At 60.2% G+C, this 18,505-nt stretch carries 21 protein-coding genes and 1 tRNA gene; 12 read left to right on the forward strand and 10 right to left on the reverse strand.

Going from position 1 to position 18,505, the window contains the following annotated elements; all coding sequences use genetic code 11:
• Window positions 1-11 precede the first annotated feature (11 nt).
• A complete protein-coding gene (gene xth / locus ACS3QZ_RS03235) occupies window positions 12-791 on the reverse strand; it encodes an exodeoxyribonuclease III (protein ID WP_456036543.1) in 780 nt (259 codons plus the stop codon).
• 391 nt (window positions 792-1,182) lie between these two features.
• Here xth and ACS3QZ_RS03240 point away from each other — a divergent pair, with 391 nt between their 5' ends.
• The 3 genes from ACS3QZ_RS03240 to ACS3QZ_RS03250 are packed head-to-tail and all read left to right on the forward strand — an operon-like array spanning window position 1,183 to window position 4,115.
• Entirely contained in the window at window positions 1,183-2,040 is an 858-nt protein-coding gene (locus ACS3QZ_RS03240; protein ID WP_456036544.1) for a hypothetical protein, read from the forward strand.
• A gap of 57 nt (window positions 2,041-2,097) precedes the next feature.
• Window positions 2,098-3,177, forward strand: coding sequence for a DUF6902 family protein (locus ACS3QZ_RS03245; protein ID WP_456036545.1), 1,080 nt, complete (start codon window positions 2,098-2,100; stop codon window positions 3,175-3,177).
• Window positions 3,174-4,115, forward strand: a complete 942-nt coding sequence (locus ACS3QZ_RS03250) for a DMT family transporter (protein ID WP_456036546.1) — start codon at window positions 3,174-3,176, stop codon at window positions 4,113-4,115. The genes ACS3QZ_RS03245 and ACS3QZ_RS03250 overlap by 4 nt, the downstream gene beginning before the upstream one ends.
• A gap of 10 nt (window positions 4,116-4,125) precedes the next feature.
• Here ACS3QZ_RS03250 and ACS3QZ_RS03255 read toward each other — a convergent pair whose 3' ends face one another.
• Window positions 4,126-4,449, reverse strand: coding sequence for a HesB/IscA family protein (locus ACS3QZ_RS03255; RefSeq protein ID WP_456036547.1), 324 nt, complete (start codon window positions 4,447-4,449; stop codon window positions 4,126-4,128).
• 98 nt (window positions 4,450-4,547) lie between these two features.
• Between ACS3QZ_RS03255 and ACS3QZ_RS03260 the strand changes: the two genes are divergently transcribed.
• The 7 genes from ACS3QZ_RS03260 to ACS3QZ_RS03290 all read left to right on the forward strand — a co-directional run bounded on the left by ACS3QZ_RS03260 (window position 4,548) and on the right by ACS3QZ_RS03290 (window position 11,310).
• Window positions 4,548-5,693, forward strand: coding sequence for a deoxyguanosinetriphosphate triphosphohydrolase (locus tag ACS3QZ_RS03260; protein ID WP_456036548.1), 1,146 nt, complete (start codon window positions 4,548-4,550; stop codon window positions 5,691-5,693).
• Between the two features lie 52 nt (window positions 5,694-5,745).
• Complete coding sequence (gene argS, locus ACS3QZ_RS03265) at window positions 5,746-7,491, forward strand: arginine--tRNA ligase (RefSeq protein WP_456036549.1); 1,746 nt, start codon at window positions 5,746-5,748, stop codon at window positions 7,489-7,491.
• Window positions 7,492-7,572: 81 nt separating this feature from the next.
• Complete coding sequence (locus ACS3QZ_RS03270; RefSeq protein ID WP_456036550.1) at window positions 7,573-8,565, forward strand: SPOR domain-containing protein; 993 nt, start codon at window positions 7,573-7,575, stop codon at window positions 8,563-8,565.
• Window positions 8,562-9,548, forward strand: coding sequence for a glycoside hydrolase family 3 N-terminal domain-containing protein (locus ACS3QZ_RS03275; RefSeq protein ID WP_456036551.1), 987 nt, complete (start codon window positions 8,562-8,564; stop codon window positions 9,546-9,548). The genes ACS3QZ_RS03270 and ACS3QZ_RS03275 overlap by 4 nt, the downstream gene beginning before the upstream one ends.
• A gap of 12 nt (window positions 9,549-9,560) precedes the next feature.
• Entirely contained in the window at window positions 9,561-10,358 is a 798-nt protein-coding gene (locus tag ACS3QZ_RS03280; RefSeq protein WP_456036552.1) for a segregation and condensation protein A, read from the forward strand.
• A complete protein-coding gene (gene scpB, locus ACS3QZ_RS03285; protein WP_456036553.1) occupies window positions 10,351-11,007 on the forward strand; it encodes an SMC-Scp complex subunit ScpB in 657 nt (218 codons plus the stop codon). Before ACS3QZ_RS03280 ends, scpB begins: the two co-directional genes overlap by 8 nt.
• 87 nt (window positions 11,008-11,094) lie before the next feature.
• Window positions 11,095-11,310 (forward strand): hypothetical protein, encoded by a 216-nt coding sequence (locus tag ACS3QZ_RS03290; RefSeq protein ID WP_131814368.1) that lies wholly within the window; start codon window positions 11,095-11,097, stop codon window positions 11,308-11,310.
• Window positions 11,311-11,343: 33 nt separating this feature from the next.
• On the opposite strand, the gene ACS3QZ_RS03295 is transcribed toward ACS3QZ_RS03290, so the two are convergent.
• The 8 genes from ACS3QZ_RS03295 to ACS3QZ_RS03330 all read right to left on the reverse strand — a co-directional run bounded on the left by ACS3QZ_RS03295 (window position 11,344) and on the right by ACS3QZ_RS03330 (window position 17,103).
• A complete protein-coding gene (locus ACS3QZ_RS03295) occupies window positions 11,344-12,429 on the reverse strand; it encodes a 2'-deoxycytidine 5'-triphosphate deaminase (RefSeq protein WP_456036554.1) in 1,086 nt (361 codons plus the stop codon).
• Between the two features lie 58 nt (window positions 12,430-12,487).
• Window positions 12,488-12,564: transfer RNA gene (locus tag ACS3QZ_RS03300), tRNA-Pro, on the reverse strand.
• A 58-nt stretch (window positions 12,565-12,622) separates the two neighbouring features.
• Complete coding sequence (locus ACS3QZ_RS03305; RefSeq protein WP_456036555.1) at window positions 12,623-13,636, reverse strand: MerR family transcriptional regulator; 1,014 nt, start codon at window positions 13,634-13,636, stop codon at window positions 12,623-12,625.
• Window positions 13,637-13,651: 15 nt separating this feature from the next.
• A complete protein-coding gene (gene ihfA / locus ACS3QZ_RS03310) occupies window positions 13,652-13,954 on the reverse strand; it encodes an integration host factor subunit alpha (protein WP_093094003.1) in 303 nt (100 codons plus the stop codon).
• Between the two features lie 126 nt (window positions 13,955-14,080).
• Window positions 14,081-15,055 carry a beta-ketoacyl-ACP synthase III gene (locus ACS3QZ_RS03315; protein WP_456036556.1) on the reverse strand — a complete coding sequence of 325 codons (975 nt, stop codon included), beginning with the start codon at window positions 15,053-15,055 and terminating at the stop codon, window positions 14,081-14,083.
• Window positions 15,056-15,067: 12 nt separating this feature from the next.
• Window positions 15,068-16,165: a phosphate acyltransferase PlsX gene (gene plsX, locus ACS3QZ_RS03320; protein WP_456036557.1), complete on the reverse strand. Its 1,098-nt coding sequence runs from the start codon at window positions 16,163-16,165 to the stop codon at window positions 15,068-15,070.
• A gap of 21 nt (window positions 16,166-16,186) precedes the next feature.
• Entirely contained in the window at window positions 16,187-16,393 is a 207-nt protein-coding gene (rpmF, locus tag ACS3QZ_RS03325; RefSeq protein WP_093094006.1) for a 50S ribosomal protein L32, read from the reverse strand.
• Window positions 16,394-16,545: 152 nt separating this feature from the next.
• Entirely contained in the window at window positions 16,546-17,103 is a 558-nt protein-coding gene (locus ACS3QZ_RS03330; protein WP_456036558.1) for a YceD family protein, read from the reverse strand.
• 85 nt (window positions 17,104-17,188) lie between these two features.
• Between ACS3QZ_RS03330 and ACS3QZ_RS03335 the strand changes: the two genes are divergently transcribed.
• Both ACS3QZ_RS03335 and ACS3QZ_RS03340 read left to right on the forward strand, forming a co-directional pair.
• Complete coding sequence (locus ACS3QZ_RS03335; RefSeq protein ID WP_456036559.1) at window positions 17,189-17,644, forward strand: outer membrane protein assembly factor BamE; 456 nt, start codon at window positions 17,189-17,191, stop codon at window positions 17,642-17,644.
• 69 nt (window positions 17,645-17,713) lie between these two features.
• Window positions 17,714-18,451 carry a GNAT family N-acetyltransferase gene (locus ACS3QZ_RS03340; RefSeq protein ID WP_456036560.1) on the forward strand — a complete coding sequence of 246 codons (738 nt, stop codon included), beginning with the start codon at window positions 17,714-17,716 and terminating at the stop codon, window positions 18,449-18,451.
• Window positions 18,452-18,505: the final 54 nt, after the last annotated feature.

An 18,505-nucleotide genomic window follows, 5' to 3' on the forward strand; every position in this document is an offset into this window, starting at 1 on the left:
GTCAATCGGCGTCAGGCGGCGAGGTCGATCCAGACCGGAACGTGATCGGAGGGTTTCGACCGTCCGCGTTCGCTGGCGTCGATCTGGCAGTCCCGCATCAGGTCGGCGCATTGCGGGCTCAGGAGGAAATGGTCGATTCGAATACCGTCATTCCTGTCCCATGCCCCGGCCTGATAATCCCAGAAAGAATAGTGGCCCGGCCCCTGGGTGCGAGCGCGGAACGCTTCGGTCAGGCCCAGATTGAGCAGGCGGCGGAAGGCGGCGCGGCTCTGGGGCAGGGCGAGCGCATCCTTGGTCCACGCGTCGGGGCGCTTGGCGTCTTCATCCTGGGGTATGACGTTGTAATCACCCGCCATGAGGAATGGCTCTTCTGATGTGAGCAGCTCGCGCGCCCGGTCGATCAACCGTTCCATCCAGGCCAGCTTGTAGTCGTATTTCGGCCCCGGTGTCGGGTTGCCGTTGGGCAGGTAGAGACCGCAGAGGCGGACGGCCCTGTCACCCACGACCGTGGCCTCGATATAGCGCGCCTGTTCGTCGTCGTTATCTCCGGGCAGTCCGCGCGTGACATCCTCGAGCGGATATTTTGACAGGATCGCAACCCCGTTGAAGCTTTTCTGCCCGTGGGTTTCGACGTTGTAGCCACGCTCTTCGAAAATCTCGCGCGGGAAGTTTTCGTCCACGGATTTGATCTCTTGCAGCAGCGCGACATCGGGTTGTGCCTCGTCCAGCCAGCGCGGCAGGGTGTCGATGCGGGCCTTGATGCCGTTGATGTTGAAGGTGGCGATCTTCATGACGTGTCCCCTTTGCGCGCCGTCTGGGGCGACTATCCCCCGGATGAGACGGGACGGCAAGGGGGGAAGCGGGAGGGAATCGGGTCCCGAAACCCCGACCGGAATCACCTGTGCGCTGGATCGGATCGTTGCGGATTCGGGGGGTGATTCTTAGCGAGACCCGTGCAGGACTGGATGGACACTACGGCAAATGCGGCGAGAATGTGGCGCAAATCTGGCGAAAAATAGACCCGGCACTTTGTGTGCTTTCTTCAATTAAATACAAAATGTTGCGATCAAAAGTTAATGTAAATATGACGCTGCTTAACACGATTAGCGAGAAAAAATAGTTTGAAAAACACGGAATGAGTGCAAGCGTGAAGGGGTCGAAACCTCAACTGGGAATTCAAAAATGCTCGCTCAAAAATCCACTCAAATCGTTAACGAAACCTTTGCACAGCGTTCGCCCCGCAGCACCGAAGCCAGCCCACTTGATGGCGTGGCGACCGAGATGTTCACGTCGGGTCTTTCGCCAGAAATGGCCGGCGATGTGATGGATGGCGGCGCGACCGCGCTTTTCACCAGCGGCCTCGTGCAGATGTTCACCAGCGGCCTTGCTCCGAGCGCGTCGGCGGATGCCAGCCGCGGCGAGGGCCTTGAAATGTTCACCAGCGGTCTGTCGGCCAGCGGCACCTCTGCCGAAGATGGCGACGCGGTGGAAATGTTTACCAGCGGCTTGGCCCAGATGTTCACCAGCGGCCTTGCTCCGAGCGCGTCGGCGGATGCCAGCCGCGGCGAGGGCCTTGAAATGTTCACCAGCGGTCTGTCGGCCAGCGGCACCTCTGCCGAAGATGGTGACGCGGTGGAAATGTTTACCAGCGGCTTGGTCCAGATGTTCACCAGTGGTCTTGCCCCGAATGCATCGGCAGATGTGACCAAAGGCGAAGGTGTCGAAATGTTCACCAGCGGTCTGTCGGCCAGCGGCACTTCGGCCGAAGACGGCGACGCTGTGGAAATGTTTACCAGCGGTTTGGTGCAGATGTTCACCAGCGGCCTTGCCCCGACCGCATCGGCAGATGTGACCAAAGGCGAAGGTGTCGAAATGTTCACCAGCGGCCTGTCGGCCAGCGGCACTTCGGCCGAAGACGGTGACGCGGTGGAAATGTTTACCAGCGGCTTGGTCCAGATGTTCACCAGTGGTCTTGCCCCGAATGCCGGTGCCAAGGCCGAAGCCGGCGAAGGAGCCGAGCTTTTCACCTCGGGTCTGTGATCTGGCGCATGGGAACGGGGCGCGCGGTGCGCCCTTGGTCAAGAAAGGAACAATCCGATGTCCAATGTCGTGCAACTGATCGTCCCGTCCCAGCGGCAAACCCCTGCTGAGCGCCACGGCGCGCTCATGCAGAGCTTTGCCCGCCATCGCCGCTTTGGCGACGATGTGTTCTGGCTCAAGGAAAATGCGGAGTTGCTCAATATTCTTGAATGCACCGGGGCGGCCGTGGATGCGCCCGCACTGGACGCCTACCGGGGCTTTTATGAAAACGTGGAAAAACGGTTGCAGTTCTTCCCGCAATATTATCGCTTTCTGTTGTCGATCTGTCTTGATCTCGAAGATCTCGGCATGCCGGGCGACAAGGGCGCGCAGCTTTGCGAATGGGTTTCAGACCAAGGGTTTGCCCAGGCGGAACTGTCCGATCTTCAACGCATGGAAGCGCGCCGCCTGATGTTGCGCAGGGGTGTTGATCCGCTTTTTGAAGACGGGACGTTGGAAGCGCGGATGCGGGGCTTCATGGCGCGGTCCGCGACATTCTCGATGCCCAACAAGAAAGCGGCATACGAGTTGACCCATGCGGTGTTCTATCTCTCCGAGTACGGGCGCAAAGATCCGCAATTGAACGCGGATGTGGCGAAATCACTGGAGTTCACGGGGGTTCTGGCTCTGCTGGAACAGAATGCCGATCTGTTGGCAGAGGTCTGTGTGGCGATGCGCTTTGGCGGAATCGCGGTGCCGGAGCTTTGGCAGAACTGGCTGGTGCGCCATACTGCGCTGTTTAACGTGGAAACCGGCGATCATGTGGCCCAGCAGGATGACTACCACGAGTTTCTCGTGTGCAACTGGATGCTGGCGGCGACGGAAAAAGCACCGTTCCAACGGGAATTCCTGCCGGAACGCAACGGGTTCTTCCGCCCGGACAACGCTGGCGGCGCGCTGCGCGAGTTGTCGGAATGCATGTACCGGCTGGACGAGGACCGTTCTGGCGACTGGGACGAGATGCGCCCCGTCGTGCTCGAGAGCCTCAGCCCGGATGCACAGGTGGTCGTGGCCTGTGCGGAAAGCTCAAGCGATGTATTTGACGAGTTTTTCCAAGGCTTTGCCCGCGCCAACACGATGGTGGAGTGCGCAGGATGACCGCGCGTCGACCGGTTGTGATCGGCACTATTCTTGTGGTGCTTTACACGCTGATGATTTCCTCGGCGGACGCGATTACCAAGCTGATCGCCTCTGGCTACTCGGCACCGCAGCTTTTTGCGGTGTCGGGCCTTCTGGTGGTCGCACTGAGTCTTGCCTCGGCGCGACTCTCCGGCGGGGGGCAGGGACTGGGGACGATCTGCCCCAGGGCCATGGCACTTCGGTCCGGGTTGACTGTGATCGGGTCGGTCGCGTTTTTCTATGCGTTCCGGCTGCTGCCCCTCGCAGAAGTCTTTGTTTTCATTGGCATGATGCCGATTTTTTCTGGGTTGTTTTCAGCGCCGATCCTTGGTGAACATGTACGACCGATGTCGTGGCTGGCCTTGGCCACCGGCTTTGTTGGCATGTTGTGCCTGTTTCCGGGTGGGCTTTCTGCGATCACGCTAGGGCATTGGGTGGCGCTGTTTGCCTGTGTCTGTGGCACGCTTTCGCTTGTTTTGGCCCGATTTATCGGTCGGCACGAAAAGAATGCACTTGCGCAGGTGTTTTATCCCAACCTTGCCTTGGCCGCGTCGATGGCGGTGGTTTTGCCCTTTGTTTACAAGCCGATGCCGTTGGCGGACCTCGGGTGGGTGCTGACCTATGGGCTGTTCCTGTTCGGCGCGCGCTGGGTGTCGGTGATCGCGCTCCGGCTTTTGGCGGCCTATACGGTGACGCCGCTCATGAACCTGCAATTTGTCTGGATGGTGGTTCTTGGCGCAGTGTTTTTTGGCGAAACGCCCGAACTGAACATCTATCTCGGTGTTGCAATCGTGATCGGGTCGGGAGTGTTCCTTGTCTACGATCAGATGCAACCGGAAGGACAGCCTTACCCCTGGGCGGTGCGGATTATGGCGCTGTGGCCGCCGCTTCGTCAGAAGATAAAGTTTGCCAAATAAATATTTGGATTTACATGGAAAAACTTGTTCCGCAGCCGCAGGAACTGGTGGCATTCGGGTTGTTGATCACGAACCGGGCGCCAATCAGTTCTTCGGTGAAATCAATCGTCGCGTTGGCAAGGAACGGTAGCGAGACGGAATCCACCAATACCTTTTCACCGTCCTGTTCGAGCACCAGATCGTCGGCTTTCGGTTCATCAAGCTTGATCTCGTACTGGAATCCCGAGCAACCGCCACCTTCGACGGCCACGCGTAGCGCCTGCCCCTGAGAGGCGGCACCGATTTCAGCCAGACGGGCAAAGGCCCGTTCGGTCACTTTGGGAGGCAGTTGCATTTTATCACCCTGAGGCCGTTTCGCGCGTTTCCCCGGTTCAAACCGGGGCCACCCTGCAATATAGAAGGGCCAAGGACAGGCTACAAGGACCAGCAGACATGCAGGAACCCTATGCCTCTGATCCGGTGCGCGCCAGGGGACGGCGTTTTCCGGAGGAGGAAAGCAGTTTCCGATCGTGTTTTCAGCGGGATCGGGACCGGATCATTCATGCCGGCGCATTCCGGCGGCTGAAGCACAAGACGCAGGTGTTCGTTGAACACGAGGGCGATTATTTTCGCACGCGGCTGACCCATTCCATAGAGGTGGCACAGGTGGCACGAACCATGGCCGGGGCGCTGGGGCTCAACCAGGAACTGACCGAGGCCGTGGCCTTGGCTCATGATCTTGGGCATACGCCGTTCGGGCACACCGGAGAGGACGCGCTGGACGCGCTGATGGCGCCTTATGGCGGGTTCGATCATAACGCGCAGGCGGTGCGAATCGTGACCTCGCTTGAGCGGCACTATGCCGAGTTTGATGGGTTGAACCTCACTTGGGAAACCCTTGAAGGCATTGCAAAACATAACGGTCCGGTGGTGGGTGAGTTGCCCTATGCGCTTGCCGATTACAACGCCGAGCACGACCTTGAACTGCACACTCATGCCAGTGCAGAGGCACAGGTTGCAGCGCTGTCTGATGATGTGGCCTATAACAACCATGACCTGCATGACGGGTTGCGCGCCGGTTTGTTCACCGAAGAGGAAATCGTGGACCTGCCGATCGTCGGAGATGCCTATGCAGAGGTGGACCGGCTTTATCCGGGGCTGGAGCATATCCGGCGGCGGCATGAGGCCCTGCGGCGGGTCTTCGGGGTGATGGTATCGGACGTGATCGACACATCGCGGCGGTTGCTGTCGCAGAGCGGGGCGCAATCGGTTGAAGAGATCCGCGAATATGGCGCGCCGGTGGTACAGTTTTCACCCGCGCTGTGGTCCGATCTGAAGCAAATCCGCAGCTTTCTGTTTACCCGGATGTACCGGGCGCCTTCTGTTGTCGAGATGCGGCGCGAGGTGACAGAGGTCGTGAACGCGCTTTTTCCCTTGTACATGGCTGACCCGATGCTGCTGCCGGAACGCTGGCACCCCGATTTGCGGGCCTGCAATGATGAAGTGGCGGTGGCCCGCAAGGTTTCCGACTATATCGCGGGCATGACGGACCGTTTTGCGTTGCAGGAACACGACCGCCTGTTGGGCAAGCCTCATTGACCTGACCGTCCATGGTGATAAACCCGATCCAAATCGAAAAGGACGGGGCCAAATGAACCTCTTTACCGAGATGCGCGCGCTTGTGATCGGCGCGCTGGAACGCATGCAGGCCGAGGGCACGCTGCCCGCAGAGCTGGATTTCACCAACGTGGCGGTTGAACCGCCGCGCGATGCCGCACATGGCGACATGGCGACCAATGCGGCGATGGTTCTTGCCAAGCCGGCGAAGACAAAGCCGCGCGATATTGCACAGAACCTGGCAAGCATTCTGGCCGGGGATGCGCGCATTACCTCGGCGGAAGTGGCCGGGCCGGGCTTTATCAACCTGCGTCTTGCCCCCGAGTTGTGGCAGGGGCTGGTCAAGGCGGCGCTGGAAGAGGGGATTGATTTCGGACGCTCGACCATGGGGCAGGGCAAGCGGGTGAACGTGGAATATGTGTCCGCCAACCCGACCGGGCCGCTGCATGTGGGCCACACCCGTGGTGCGGTATTTGGCGATGCGCTGGCCAGTTTGCTCGATTTCGTGGGCTTCGACGTGACCCGCGAATATTACATCAACGACGGTGGCGCGCAGGTCGATGTGCTCGCGCGCTCGGTGTACCTGCGCTATCTGGAAGCGCATGGGCAGGAGGTCGCGTTCGAGGACGGCACCTATCCGGGCGACTACCTGATCCCGGTGGGTGATGCGCTCAAGGCGAAAGTCGGCGACGCTTATGTCGGCAAGGGCGAGGATGTCTGGCTCGAGGAGATCCGCGAATTTGCCACAGAGGCGATGATGGATCTGATCCGTGCGGACCTTAAGGCGCTTGGCGTTGAGATGGACAATTTCTACTCGGAAAAGTCGCTTTACGGCACGGGCCGGATCGAGGCGGCTCTCAAGGCGCTGGAAGACAAGGGCCTGATCTATGAGGGCGTGCTTGAGCCGCCCAAGGGCAAGAAGCCCGAGGATTGGGAACCGCGCGAACAGACCCTGTTCAAATCGACGGAACACGGTGATGACGTGGACCGTCCGGTCAAGAAATCGGACGGGGCATGGACCTATTTTGCACCGGATATCGCTTATCACTATGATAAGGTTTCCAGAGGGTTCGACGCTCTTATTGATGTATTTGGCGCCGACCATGGTGGCTATGTCAAGCGCATGAAAGCGGCCGTGTTGGCGCTCAGCGATGGCAAGGTGCCGCTGGATATCAAGCTGACGCAGCTGGTGAAGCTGTGGAAGAATGGCGAGCCTTTCAAGATGTCCAAACGCGCAGGAAATTTCGTGACGCTGCGCGACGTGGTCGATCAGGTGGGGCCGGACGTGACGCGTTTCGTGATGCTGACCCGCAAGAACGACGCGCCGCTGGATTTCGATTTCGACAAGGTTCTGGAGCAGTCCAAGGACAATCCGGTGTTCTATGTGCAATACGCCCATGCCCGCGTGTGTTCGGTGTTGCGCAAGGCACAAGAGGCCGGGATTGCGGCTGATGATGCTACGCTGGTCGGTGCGGATTTGTCGAAACTCGACCATGAGGCCGAGATTTCCGTGGCCAAGAAGCTGGCTGAATGGCCGCGTCTTGTCGAAATTGCCGGGCGCACGAACGAGCCGCATCGCGTGGCCTTCTACCTTTATGAACTGGCCAGCGAGCTGCATGCGCTTTGGAACCGGGGCAACGACGATCCCGCCTTGCGCTTTGTCCAGGAGGGTGATGCCGCCACAAGTCAGGCGAAAATCGCCCTCGCGCGGGCTGTAGCCGTTGTTATTTCTGCTGGTCTTGGTATTCTTGGCGTAACTCCTGCGCAGGAGATGCGGTAAACAAGCTGTACGTCGCGCGGGGTTGAGGCAAAGGCAAGACAACCCCGGCGACAACGTATCGCCGGTGGCAGTGAGGCGATAATGGCAGAGATTCCCTTGGGGACGCATGGCGTCAACCCGGATGAGACTCATAGCGCTGGCAAGGTTGCGAACTGGGCCGGGGCGATCCTGTCCATGGCGCTGGTCGCGGGCACCTGTGTCTGGGGTTACAAGCTCTTGATGCGGGACGTGAGCGGTGTGCCCGTTGTGCGCGCGCTCGAAGGACCGATGCGGGAAAAACCCGAAACGCCGGGGGGGCTCCCCGCGGAACATCAGGGATTGGCCGTGAACAAGGTTGCTGCGGACGGGTCGGCAGAAAAGCCTGCGGATCGGCTTGTGCTTGCGCCGCCGCCGATTGCGCTGTCTGAAAATGACGCCGTGGTCACGCCGTCGAACCTGCCGTCGGTGGATAGCGAAGAGTTGAAAGCTGCCAAGCCTGCGCCGCGCGCGTCAGCGATTGTCGCGCCCCCCCCCCTTGAGAACAAGGAAAGCCTGTCGGTCGCGGAACTGGCCGAGCAGTTGGCGGCAGGGGCAAAACCGCTGAGCCAAACCGAAGAAGTAGAGACGCCCCCGGTCAAGACCGCGCTGGCGGATGTGACGGCGTCGGAACCCGAGGTGGAAACACGCAAGCCGGTGATCGAGGGCGGCATCAAGCGGTCTTTGCGCCCGGTGCCGCGTCCGGCCGATCTGGCCGTGACCAAAACGAAGCCGGTCGAGCTGGCTTCGGCTGATACAGGTGCGATTGATGCCGTCCCGCGTGCGGTTGAAGCCTCGGAAATCCCCGCTGGCACGCGCATGGTGCAGCTTGGCGCCTTTGCCAGCCCCGAGATTGCCGCCGCGGAGTGGGATAAGCTGAATGCACGTTTTGAGGATTACCTGACCGACAAAACACGCGTGATCCAGAAGGCAACGAGCGGTGGGCGTGTGTTCTATCGCCTGCGTGCCATGGGCTTTGCCGACGTGAGCGATGCGCGCCGCCTGTGTTCGGCGCTCAAGGCGGAGAACGCCGATTGTATCCCGGTGACAACCCGGTGAGCGGATTTGGCGCGTGCATCTTCGGATGCGAAGAACCGCAGCTGCGCCCGGATGAACGGGATTTTTTCCGCGAGGTGCGCCCCTTTGGCTTCATCCTGTTCGCGCGCAATATCGTGGACCGTGATCAGGTCATTCGCCTCTGTGCAGACCTGCGCGAGAGCGTCGGACATGACGCGCCGATCCTGATTGATCAGGAAGGCGGGCGCGTTCAACGCGCACGCGCGCCGCTGGCGACTGACTGGCCTGCGCCGTTGGAGCACGTAAAGGCCGCGGGGGACAAGGCTGCGCGGATCATGTATTTGCGCTATCGTCTGATCGCGCATGAGCTGCTGGCGTTGGGTATTGATGCCAATTGTGCCCCCATGGTGGATGTCGCACGTGCAGAGACCCATGAATTCCTCAAAAACCGTTGTTACGGCGATGATCCGGCGCAGGTCGCGCACATCGGGCGCTCGGTGGCGGACGGGCTGATGGATGGCGGGGTTCTGCCCGTGCTCAAACATATACCGGGGCATGGGCGTTCGGTGCTGGATACGCATTTCGATCTTCCCTTTGTGGCCGCATCCGAGGCCGAGTTGGAAGCGGATTTCGCGCCGTTTTGTGCCTTGAATGACCTGCCGATGGGCATGACGGCACATTTGGTGTTTGAAGCTTTCGACAAAGAGGCCCCCGCGACACTGTCGCCGGTCATGATGCAACTGATCCGCGACAGGATCGGCTTTGGCGGGTTGATCATGACCGACGACATCTCGATGGAGGCCCTTTCGGGCACCGTTCCAGAGCGATCGGCGCGCGCGATTGCAGCCGGCTGCGACGTGGTTTTGCATTGCAATGGCCTCTTGTCCGAAAAGATCAAGGTGGCAGAGGCCACCGGGCGGATGGGCGAAGCGGCCCAGGCGCGGGCCGAAGCCGTGCTTGCCGCCCGGAAAACGCCCGACGAGGTTGACATTGAGGCCCTCACTGCGGAACTTAAAGCGTTCTGAACGGGCTGGGGTATGAGCGAGGCGGACTTCGAGGAAACACAGCAGATTTCTGTTGCCGAGCGATTGGCAGCGGAAGCCCTGATCGTGGATGTGGATGGGTTCGAGGGGCCGCTCGACCTGTTGTTGACGCTGTCGCGGACACAGAAGGTGGACTTGCGCAAGATTTCGATCCTGCAACTGGCACGGCAATATCTTGCTTTCGTTGAAAAAGCCAAGCAGCTGCGGCTTGAGCTGGCGGCGGACTATCTGGTCATGGCGGCGTGGCTGGCGTTTCTGAAATCGCGCCTTTTGCTGCCTCCCGATCCAACCGAAGAGGGGCCGTCGGGCGAGGAATTGGCGGCGCACCTGGCCTTTCAGCTGGAACGCCTGCAGGCGATGCGGGATGTGGCGGCCAAGCTGATGGCGCGGGATCGCATGGGACGGGATTTCTTTGTGCGGGGTATCCCGGAAGACGTGATGCGGGTGCGCAAGGTGACCTATTCGGCCTCGCTATTGGACCTGATGCAGGGCTATGCGCGTATTCGTACGCGGGACGAGTTTCGCCCCTTTGTCATGGATCGGGATTCGGTTTTCACCATGGAAGAGGCGCTTGAGCGGATGCGGGGCATGATCGGGTTTGCCGGGACATGGACGGATATCCTGAGCTATCTGCCCGTTGGGTGGGAGAGCGATCCCAAAAAACGGCGCTCGGCCACGGCGGCGACCTTCGCTGCATCTCTGGAACTGGCCAAAGAAGGCAAGGTTGAGATCCGACAGGCCGAGACATTCGCACCGATTCAAGTGCGCAGGAAAGATGAAGGTTATGTCTGAAGACATTGAAACCCAAGAAGAAAGCCTATTTGAAGCGCCGCCGATGGCGGAACAGGAACGCATGTGTGAAGCGATTCTGTTTGCCAGTGCCGAACCGGTGACGATCAAGGAAATGAACGCCCGCATGCCGCATGGGTGTGATGCCGCAGAGGCCATGGTGCATCTGCGCAAGCGCTATGAAGGGCGCGGGGTACGGGTGGTCAAGGTGGGGGATGCCTGGGCGATGCGCACGGCGCCGGACCTTGGGTTCCTGATGCAGAAAGAGATGGTCGAGACCCGCAAGCTGTCGCGGGCGGCGATCGAGACACTGGCAATCATAGCCTATCACCAACCAGTCACACGCGCTGAAATCGAAGAGATTCGGGGTGTATCGGTAAGCCGGGGGACAGTGGATCAGCTTCTTGAGATGGAGTGGATTCGCTTTGGACGGCGGCGTATGACGCCGGGCCGACCCGTGACCTTTGTGGTGACGTCCGAGTTCCTTGACCATTTCGGCCTTGAAAGCGCGCGCGATCTGCCGGGGCTAAAGGAACTGCGCTCGGCTGGTCTGCTTGAGAACCGCCCGCCGCCCGGTGCCATGCCATTGACACCGTCAGATGAGGACGACGAAGAGGCGGCTGAAGGGCAAAGTGAATTGTTCGAGGATTGAGGACAATCCGTTGATTGGTGGGGCTGTGGTCTTATTCTGGGCACAATTGATCCCTATCTTGGATGACGAGCAGAAATGGAGGGCGTCATGAACGTCAATCAACTCGTCAACATGATCACCCGCATGTTCGTGCGTAAGGCCGTGAATGGCGGCATTCGCGCTGGCATGAACGCCATGTCGACTCCGGACAGCGCCGGGCGTGGCCAGCCACGCAAGAAACAGGGCGGCGGGCAGGGTCCAAAGATGGACACCAAGCGCGCACGTCAGGCGATGCGCATGGCGCGTCGCGCCAGCAAGTTCTGAACTCTTGCTTTTTGAGGGATTGCCAAGCCGCCGTCAGGCGGTTTTCGGCGTTTTGAAGTGCTTGGACAGTTTGAGGCCCTGGCCCTGATAGTTCGAAGCAATACCCGCGCCGTAAAGCTGATCCGGGACATCCGCCATGCGTTCATAGACCAGACGCCCGACGACCTGCCCATGTTCGAGCACGAAGGGCGCTTCGTGACAGCGCACTTCCAGAACGCCACGTGACCCGGTGCCACCAGCGGCGTCATGGCCGAACCCGGGGTCGAAAAAGCCTGCGTAATGCACGCGGAATTCACCAACCATCGCCAGAAATGGTGCCATTTCAGCGGCATAGGCCGGAGGGATATGCACGGCCTCGCGGCTGACGAGAATGTAGAACGCGCCGGGATCAAGGATGATCTGGCCGTCCGAGCTGTGCAGTTCTTCCCAGTATTCGGCCGGGTCGTAATGGCCGATATTGTCGAGATCAATCACCCCGGTGTGTGGTTTGGCGCGATAGCCGACCAGCGTGCCCGAGGCGGGTTTCAGATCGACTGAAAAGCCCAGGCCATCGTCGATCACGGCCTCGCCATCAACCAAGGGAGTGCGCTCGTGGACGCCGCGCAGGTCGTCATCCGTGAGGATGCTCTGTCCGGCGCGGAAACGTATCTGGTTGAGCCGCATGCCGGGGCGCACCAGAACCGAGAAAGAGCGGGGGCAGATTTCGGCGTAAAGCGGGCCAGTGTACCCTTGGGGGATGCGGTCAAACTCGGTCCCGCCGTCGGTGATGGTGCGGGTCAGGAGGTCGAGCCGACCGGTTGAGCTTTTGGCGTTCGCGACAGCCTGCACCGTGTCGGGGAGCGCCAAACCTTCCATGAGCGGCACGACATAGACGCAGCCCTTTTCCAGCACGGCCCCATCGGTGAGGTCGATGCGGTGCATCTCGAATTCTGTAAGCCGGTCGGCCACCGTGCGATCGTTCCCGGCAAGGAAAGAGGCGCGCACGCGATAGGCGACCTGCCCAAGGCGCAGATCAAGAGAGGCGGGTTGCACCTGTCCCTCGACAACCGGGTGGGTTGTGGTGATCTCGCCAGAGACCAGCATGTTTTCAATGGTTTGGCTGGGCAATACGCCTGTCATCGTCTTCCCCCCGGATACAAAAAACGCCCGTGCCTTGCGGCAAGCGGGCGGTTTTGATTGGTCGGGCTAGCAGGACTCGAACCTGCGACCTTCCGTCCCCCAGACGGACGCGCTACCAGGCTGCGCCATAGCCCGACGATGGGCTGTTCATAGCGAATTTGAGGGCAGGGGCAAGTCAAAAACGCAACTTTTCTCACGCGGTTTCGGATTCACCGGCGCGGGTGCGAAGGGCTTCGAGCTGTGCCACGAGTTCCGCAGCGCGGGGGCGGTCCTTGGCGGCGATTCTGTCGGCCTTGGAGAGTTCGATCAGGAAGGCATCGCGGGAAAACTCGTTCTGCGCCGAGGCCGGGCGTTTCGCGTCGTCGTCGGCCTCGTCCAGTTCCTCATCTTCCGCGTGATCTGAAGTGGAGGGCGGTGTGTCGTCGGCCGCGTTCACGAGTGCGGAAAGCGTCTCGGAGGGGCTGTCATCTGCCGGGTCCTCGGGTCCGTCGTCAGCGACGGTCTGATCGGTCACACGATTGATGAAGGCAGGGATCGTATCCTCCGCCGGGGCCATGTCATCGTCATCCGAGCCATCCGCTGCGCCGCTTTCAAGCGTGTCCTGCGCGTGGGTGAAAAGATCGCTGATCCCCCCGGCTGGCGGGGTGTCGCGGGTGGCAAATGGCGCGGTCACACCGTCTTCTTCCTGAGGGTCTTCGTCGGCGTCGTCCCCGGTATCGGCGAGGGCCGTCGCGTCGGCTTGCGCCAATTCTGGCAGGTCGTCCTCTTCGCTGGAGGCGCTTTCGGCCTCAGGCAAATACTCTTCCTCTTCGGGCGGTTCGTCATCTTCCGGCAGGTAGTCCTCGGCTTCTGACGTCACATTCACCGGCGCGGGGACAGGTTGCGCGGGCTGGACAGCGGCCTCGACCGTTTCTGAAACTTCTTCTTCGCTCTCAAGAGGTTGGGAGAGGCCAGAGACGTATTTGACGCCCTTTTCCCGGAGCAGCTTCTGGGCACCCTTGATGGTCAGGCCGTCATCATGCAGCAGTTTCTTGATCCCGCCGAGCAACAACATGTCCTGTGGGCGGTAATAGCGGCGGCCCCCGGCGCGTTTGACGGGCTTCACCTGGGGAAACTTGCTTTCCCAGAACCTGAGGACATGAGCTTGGGTATCCAGCCATTCAGCGACTTCGCTGATGGTTCGAAACGCGTCGCGGGATTTGCCCATAGCGGCCGTCCTGTCTTACTTCTTGTTTCCAGCCGCGACGCGGTCCTTCATCAGATGCGAGGGGCGGAAAGTCAGTACGCGGCGTGGGTTGATCGGAACCTCTTCGCCGGTCTTGGGATTGCGGCCAACACGGGCGGCCTTGTCACGCACGCTGAACGTGCCGAAGGAGGAAATTTTTACCTGTTCGCCGTCAACCAGCGCATCGGACATATGGGCCAGAACGCTTTCGACAAGCTGTGCAGAGTCGTTCCGGGAAAGTCCAACCTCACGAAAAACCGCTTCGCTGAGATCCATGCGTGTCAATGTCTTGCCGGTCATTCCGGTCCCCCCTGTTCCTCGTTTTTAGAAACATAGGGGGAATGGAATTTCCGAGTCAATAACAACGGCTTGTGATCAGCCGATTATCTTTGATGCAGACCAATGGGTTAGAGGCGATTTTTGAGCCTACCAGCGCAGAACGACCGCGCCCCAGGCCAAACCGCCACCGATTGCCTCGGCCACAAGAAGATCGCCCTTCTTGATTTTCCCACTGCTCACACCGACCGACATGGCCAGCGGGATGGAAGCCGCGGAGGTGTTTCCGTGGTCCTGAACCGTGACGATGACGCGGTCCATCGGGACGCCCATCTTGCGAGCGGTCCCCTGGATGATGCGGATGTTGGCCTGATGCGGAACGATCCAGTCCACGGCGTCGTCATCGAGCCCGATCTTGGTCAGGGCCGCGTGGGCGGTGGAGGTCAGTTTTTCGACGGCCTGACGGAACAAGGCATTGCCCTGCATACGCAATTTTCCGGAATCGCCTGTGGTGGACACACCGCCATCGACATAGAGCATATCGCGGTAGCGCCCGTCCGAATTGAGATCGGAGGACAGCACGCCTCGGTCCGAAACCTCTCCGCTGCCGTCCTGCGCTTCGAGAACCAGCGCGCCCGCACCGTCGCCAAACAACACACAGGTGGCCCGGTCGGTCCAGTCCATGATACGTGAAAATGTTTCGGCGCCGACGACAAGCACGCGTTTGGCCTGTCCCGAAACGATCAAGGCATTGGCATTGGTCAGGGCAAAGATGAACCCGGCACAGACGGCCTGAACGTCGAAACCGAAGCCACGGGTCATGCCGAGCTTGCTCTGAAGCATGGTGGCGACCGAGGGAAAGGTCAGGTCAGGTGTCGAGGTGGCGACGACGATCGCGTCGATGTCATCCGGCGTCAGCCCGGCGTTTTCCAATGCGGCACGTGCGGCAAAGGTGGCCAGATCCGAGGTGGTTTCGTCTTCGGCGGCGAAATGCCGGCGCTCGATTCCCGAGCGCGTGCGAATCCATTCATCCGACGTATCCAGCGATTTTTCGAACTCGGAGTTAGGAACGACCCGTTCCGGCAAGTAGTGGCCTACGCCAATCACCACGGCGCGTGTCGTCATATCAATGCCTTGCTAGTTATTTGTTTCGCTGCTTTGCAGCGTATCTTGGGGCAGTGAGACAGCGGATGCAACCCGCGCTGCAAGCTTTTGCGAAAAGCCTGACTGACCAAGTTTGAAAGCGAGCTTGACGGCTGCGGAAACGCCAGTGGCGTCAGAGCTGCCGTGTGATTTGACCACGGTACCGTTCAGGCCAAGAAACACGCCGCCATTGACCCGGCGCGGGTCGATACGCTTGTTCAGGCGATTGAGCGAGGTATAGGCGAGCAGGGCAGCGAGACGCGACAAGGGCGAATACTTGAACGCCTCGCGCAGGAGGCGCCCGATCAAGCTGGCGGTGCCCTCACCGGTCTTGAGCGCCACGTTGCCGGTGAACCCGTCGGTGACAATCACGTCGGCCACATCGCCGGGCAGGTCACGGCCTTCGACGAATCCCACGAACTCGAAATTCGCGCTCTCCGCGTTTTGGGCAATCAACTCGTGAGCTTCCCTGAGTTCAGGGCGGCCCTTGTGCTCTTCGGTGCCCACGTTCAGCAGACCCACGCGGGGGCGTTGAAGCTCCATACCGTTGCGGGCATAGGACGCACCCATGAGCGCGTATTGCAGCAGGTCATGTTCGTCAGCGCGGATATCGGCACCGGCATCAAGCATGATGTTGAACCCCTGAGGATTCGCGGACGGCCAGAGCACGGCGATTGCTGGGCGGTTCACGCCGGGCAGTTTGCGCAGGCGGACCACGGAGAGCATCATCAGGGCACCGGTATTGCCGCAGGAGACGCAGACATCCGCTTCGCCATTGCGCACCGAATCCACTGCCGACCACATCGAGGTGTTCTTGCCGTGGCGCATCACCTGGCTGGGTTTGTCTTCCATCGACACGACATCTTCGGCGTGGCGAATCTCGACACGGCCAGCAAGAGGCTTCTTGCGGGCGACCAGTTTTTCCAGCTGGGGTTTATCACCATGCAGAATAAACCCGATATCGGGGTTCTTCTTGGCAGACAGCGAAATGCCGGCAACAACTGCTGCCGGCCCGCGATCGCCACCCATGGCGTCAACTGAGACGATGGTGCGCCCGTCTTCCGCGTTTGCTGTCTGAGTCAAACCGGCCATGAGGGCGCAGATCCCGAAAGGTTATGCCGCGTCTTCGTCCAGATCGACGTCATCGACCATTGCAACGACTTCACGGTCGTCATAGTGGCCGCAGGACGCGCACACGTGGTGCGGACGCTTGAGTTCGCCGCAGTTGGGGCATTCGTTGGGGTTCGCTGCAACCAGGGCGTCGTGTGCACGGCGGTTGTTGCGGCGCGATTTCGATACTTTGTTCTGCTGGACAGCCATTGTCGCAACCTTCGATTTACTGGGGTGAATGACAGCGCATTGCACCCGATTTCCTGAGCGTCCCGAGCCTCTACGCGACCTGCGCGCCCGAGTCCAACTCTAAATTCCAATGAGCGCGCGAAAATACTGTGAAATTCGCGCAACGCAAGCCCCTATTTGCCACCCTCGTCGGACAGTTTGTCCCGTAGCGCGGCAAGCCCGGCAAATGGGCGTGCATCTTCGTCGGTCATGGCCTGTTTGCCGGGTTCTGTAAAGACCGTTTCGTCAAGCGCGGCCCCTTCGCTGCGCGGATAAAGCGGCAGGTTGAGAGCAAGCGACTCGGCCATGATCGACGAAACGTCGATCGTTGTGCCAAGCGGCTCGGCATTCTCGTCCTCGAGCATTTCCACCTCTTCCTCGTCACCAAGGTCGGGCATGTCGGCGAGAAAGTGCCGTTCAACATCGACTTCGAGTCGGGTCGTGACCGGATCAAGGGTCAGCACGCAGGGTTGGATCACCGTCGCCCCAAGATGTGCCTGCAGGACCCAGTCGGCGGAACCGATGGCGGACAAGGTGCCCTTGAACAGCAGCTTGCGCAGGCCAAGCAGCCCGAGATCCACGGCAATCTTCTCTAGCGCCGCGGCGGCGGGGCGCAATTCAAACGCGGTGGCACGGTTCTGAGGCAGATCGGCAACGCGAAAAACGGCTGAGATGTCTGATTTCCCGGGCATGTGAGGCAGCTTCCATTCTTGAACCGAGGGCATTCCTTCTGTAAGCGGGATAGAAGGCAGAAAAGGCCAACGCAAGAGGGCAGGCATGGCACGTCGCGGCAAAGCGCTGAAATCAATCGTCTTCGGGGCGGCCCTGTTGGTGGCGGTGTCCTGTACTACGCAGTACCGGAACCATGGCTATATCCCGTCTTCGGAAGACCTCGCTGCGGTCACGCTGGGCGTGGATACGCGCGACACGGTTGCCGAGTCCCTTGGCACCCCGTCGGCCGGAGGTGTGCTGGACGATAGTGGCTATTACTATGTCCGCTCGAAGGTAAGGCATTTTGGTGCCATGAAACCCGAGGTCATCGAACGCCAGGTTGTTGCCATCAACTTTGACAGTCGGGGAATTGCCCGCAACGTGCAGCATTATTCGTTGCAGGATGGAAAAGTTGTTCCACTGGTGCGGCGGATCACGGATAACGGGTTGACCGAAACCAGTGTTATCAAGGCGTTGCTCGGCAATATCGGCAACTTCAGCCCGACCACCTTCGGCGGCTGATCGCCGGTGTCATTCCTCTGTCACGCGTCTGGCACTATATTGAGGTCAGAGACAGATGCGAGGCCGGGTATGGTTGCATTGAGCAGGGGGCGGTATCGCGCCAGAGTGGCAAGCGATACATCTGATATCGAAGCGGCGCAGCAACTGCGGCACCTCGCTTTTTTTGGGGGGGGCGTGGATGGATTGGACGTGGACCCGTTTGACGACATCTGCACACATATCCTTGTCGAAGATGGTGCCTCGGGGCAGTTGGTCTGTTGTTTCCGTTTCCTTACCTTGAATGGGGGGGACGAAATCGAACGCAGTTATTCGGCGCAGTTCTATGAGCTGAGCGCGCTCAGGGCCTTTGACGGCCCCATGGTCGAAATGGGACGGTTCTGTATTCACCCGGCGTTCAAGGATGCGGACATCCTGCGTGTGGCCTGGGGCGCGATGACGGCCTATGTTGATGAAAACAATGTGGAAATGTTGTTCGGGTGCTCGTCATTTGCGGGCACGGATACTGGCGAGTACCTAGATGCGTTTGCCATGCTGCGCGATCGCCATATCGCGCCGCGCCGCTGGCTGCCCAAGGTGAAGGCGCCCAACGTGTTCCGTTTCGCGGCGCGGCTCCGGCGCAAACCTGACCCCAAGCGCGCGCATATGAGGATGCCGCCCTTGCTGAGGACCTATCTGATGATGGGGGGCTGGGTCAGCGACCATGCGGTGGTCGATCCGCAAATGAACACGCTGCATGTGTTTACCGGGCTGGAAATCCGGGCGATTCCCCCGGAGCGCAAGCGGTTGCTACGGGCGATTGCCGGTTGAGCAATCCGGGCCGATGAAAGGCAGTTGACCGGACCGACGCGGCGGTTTAGCCGG

The organism is Shimia sp. W99, assembly GCF_053851455.3.

Coding starts and splice junctions, on each gene's coding strand:
- xth (WP_456036543.1), bottom strand. CDS start 791: ATGAAGATCGCCACCTTCAACATCAACGGCATCAAGGCCCGCATCGAC.
- ACS3QZ_RS03240 (WP_456036544.1), top strand. CDS start 1,183: ATGCTCGCTCAAAAATCCACTCAAATCGTTAACGAAACCTTTGCACAG.
- ACS3QZ_RS03245 (WP_456036545.1), top strand. CDS start 2,098: ATGTCCAATGTCGTGCAACTGATCGTCCCGTCCCAGCGGCAAACCCCT.
- ACS3QZ_RS03250 (WP_456036546.1), top strand. CDS start 3,174: ATGACCGCGCGTCGACCGGTTGTGATCGGCACTATTCTTGTGGTGCTT.
- ACS3QZ_RS03255 (WP_456036547.1), bottom strand. CDS start 4,449: ATGCAACTGCCTCCCAAAGTGACCGAACGGGCCTTTGCCCGTCTGGCT.
- ACS3QZ_RS03260 (WP_456036548.1), top strand. CDS start 4,548: ATGCAGGAACCCTATGCCTCTGATCCGGTGCGCGCCAGGGGACGGCGT.
- argS (WP_456036549.1), top strand. CDS start 5,746: ATGAACCTCTTTACCGAGATGCGCGCGCTTGTGATCGGCGCGCTGGAA.
- ACS3QZ_RS03270 (WP_456036550.1), top strand. CDS start 7,573: ATGGCAGAGATTCCCTTGGGGACGCATGGCGTCAACCCGGATGAGACT.
- ACS3QZ_RS03280 (WP_456036552.1), top strand. CDS start 9,561: ATGAGCGAGGCGGACTTCGAGGAAACACAGCAGATTTCTGTTGCCGAG.
- scpB (WP_456036553.1), top strand. CDS start 10,351: ATGTCTGAAGACATTGAAACCCAAGAAGAAAGCCTATTTGAAGCGCCG.
- ACS3QZ_RS03290 (WP_131814368.1), top strand. CDS start 11,095: ATGAACGTCAATCAACTCGTCAACATGATCACCCGCATGTTCGTGCGT.
- ACS3QZ_RS03295 (WP_456036554.1), bottom strand. CDS start 12,429: ATGACAGGCGTATTGCCCAGCCAAACCATTGAAAACATGCTGGTCTCT.
- ACS3QZ_RS03305 (WP_456036555.1), bottom strand. CDS start 13,636: ATGGGCAAATCCCGCGACGCGTTTCGAACCATCAGCGAAGTCGCTGAA.
- ihfA (WP_093094003.1), bottom strand. CDS start 13,954: ATGACCGGCAAGACATTGACACGCATGGATCTCAGCGAAGCGGTTTTT.
- ACS3QZ_RS03315 (WP_456036556.1), bottom strand. CDS start 15,055: ATGACGACACGCGCCGTGGTGATTGGCGTAGGCCACTACTTGCCGGAA.
- plsX (WP_456036557.1), bottom strand. CDS start 16,165: ATGGCCGGTTTGACTCAGACAGCAAACGCGGAAGACGGGCGCACCATC.
- rpmF (WP_093094006.1), bottom strand. CDS start 16,393: ATGGCTGTCCAGCAGAACAAAGTATCGAAATCGCGCCGCAACAACCGC.
- ACS3QZ_RS03330 (WP_456036558.1), bottom strand. CDS start 17,103: ATGCCCGGGAAATCAGACATCTCAGCCGTTTTTCGCGTTGCCGATCTG.
- ACS3QZ_RS03335 (WP_456036559.1), top strand. CDS start 17,189: ATGGCACGTCGCGGCAAAGCGCTGAAATCAATCGTCTTCGGGGCGGCC.
- ACS3QZ_RS03340 (WP_456036560.1), top strand. CDS start 17,714: ATGGTTGCATTGAGCAGGGGGCGGTATCGCGCCAGAGTGGCAAGCGAT.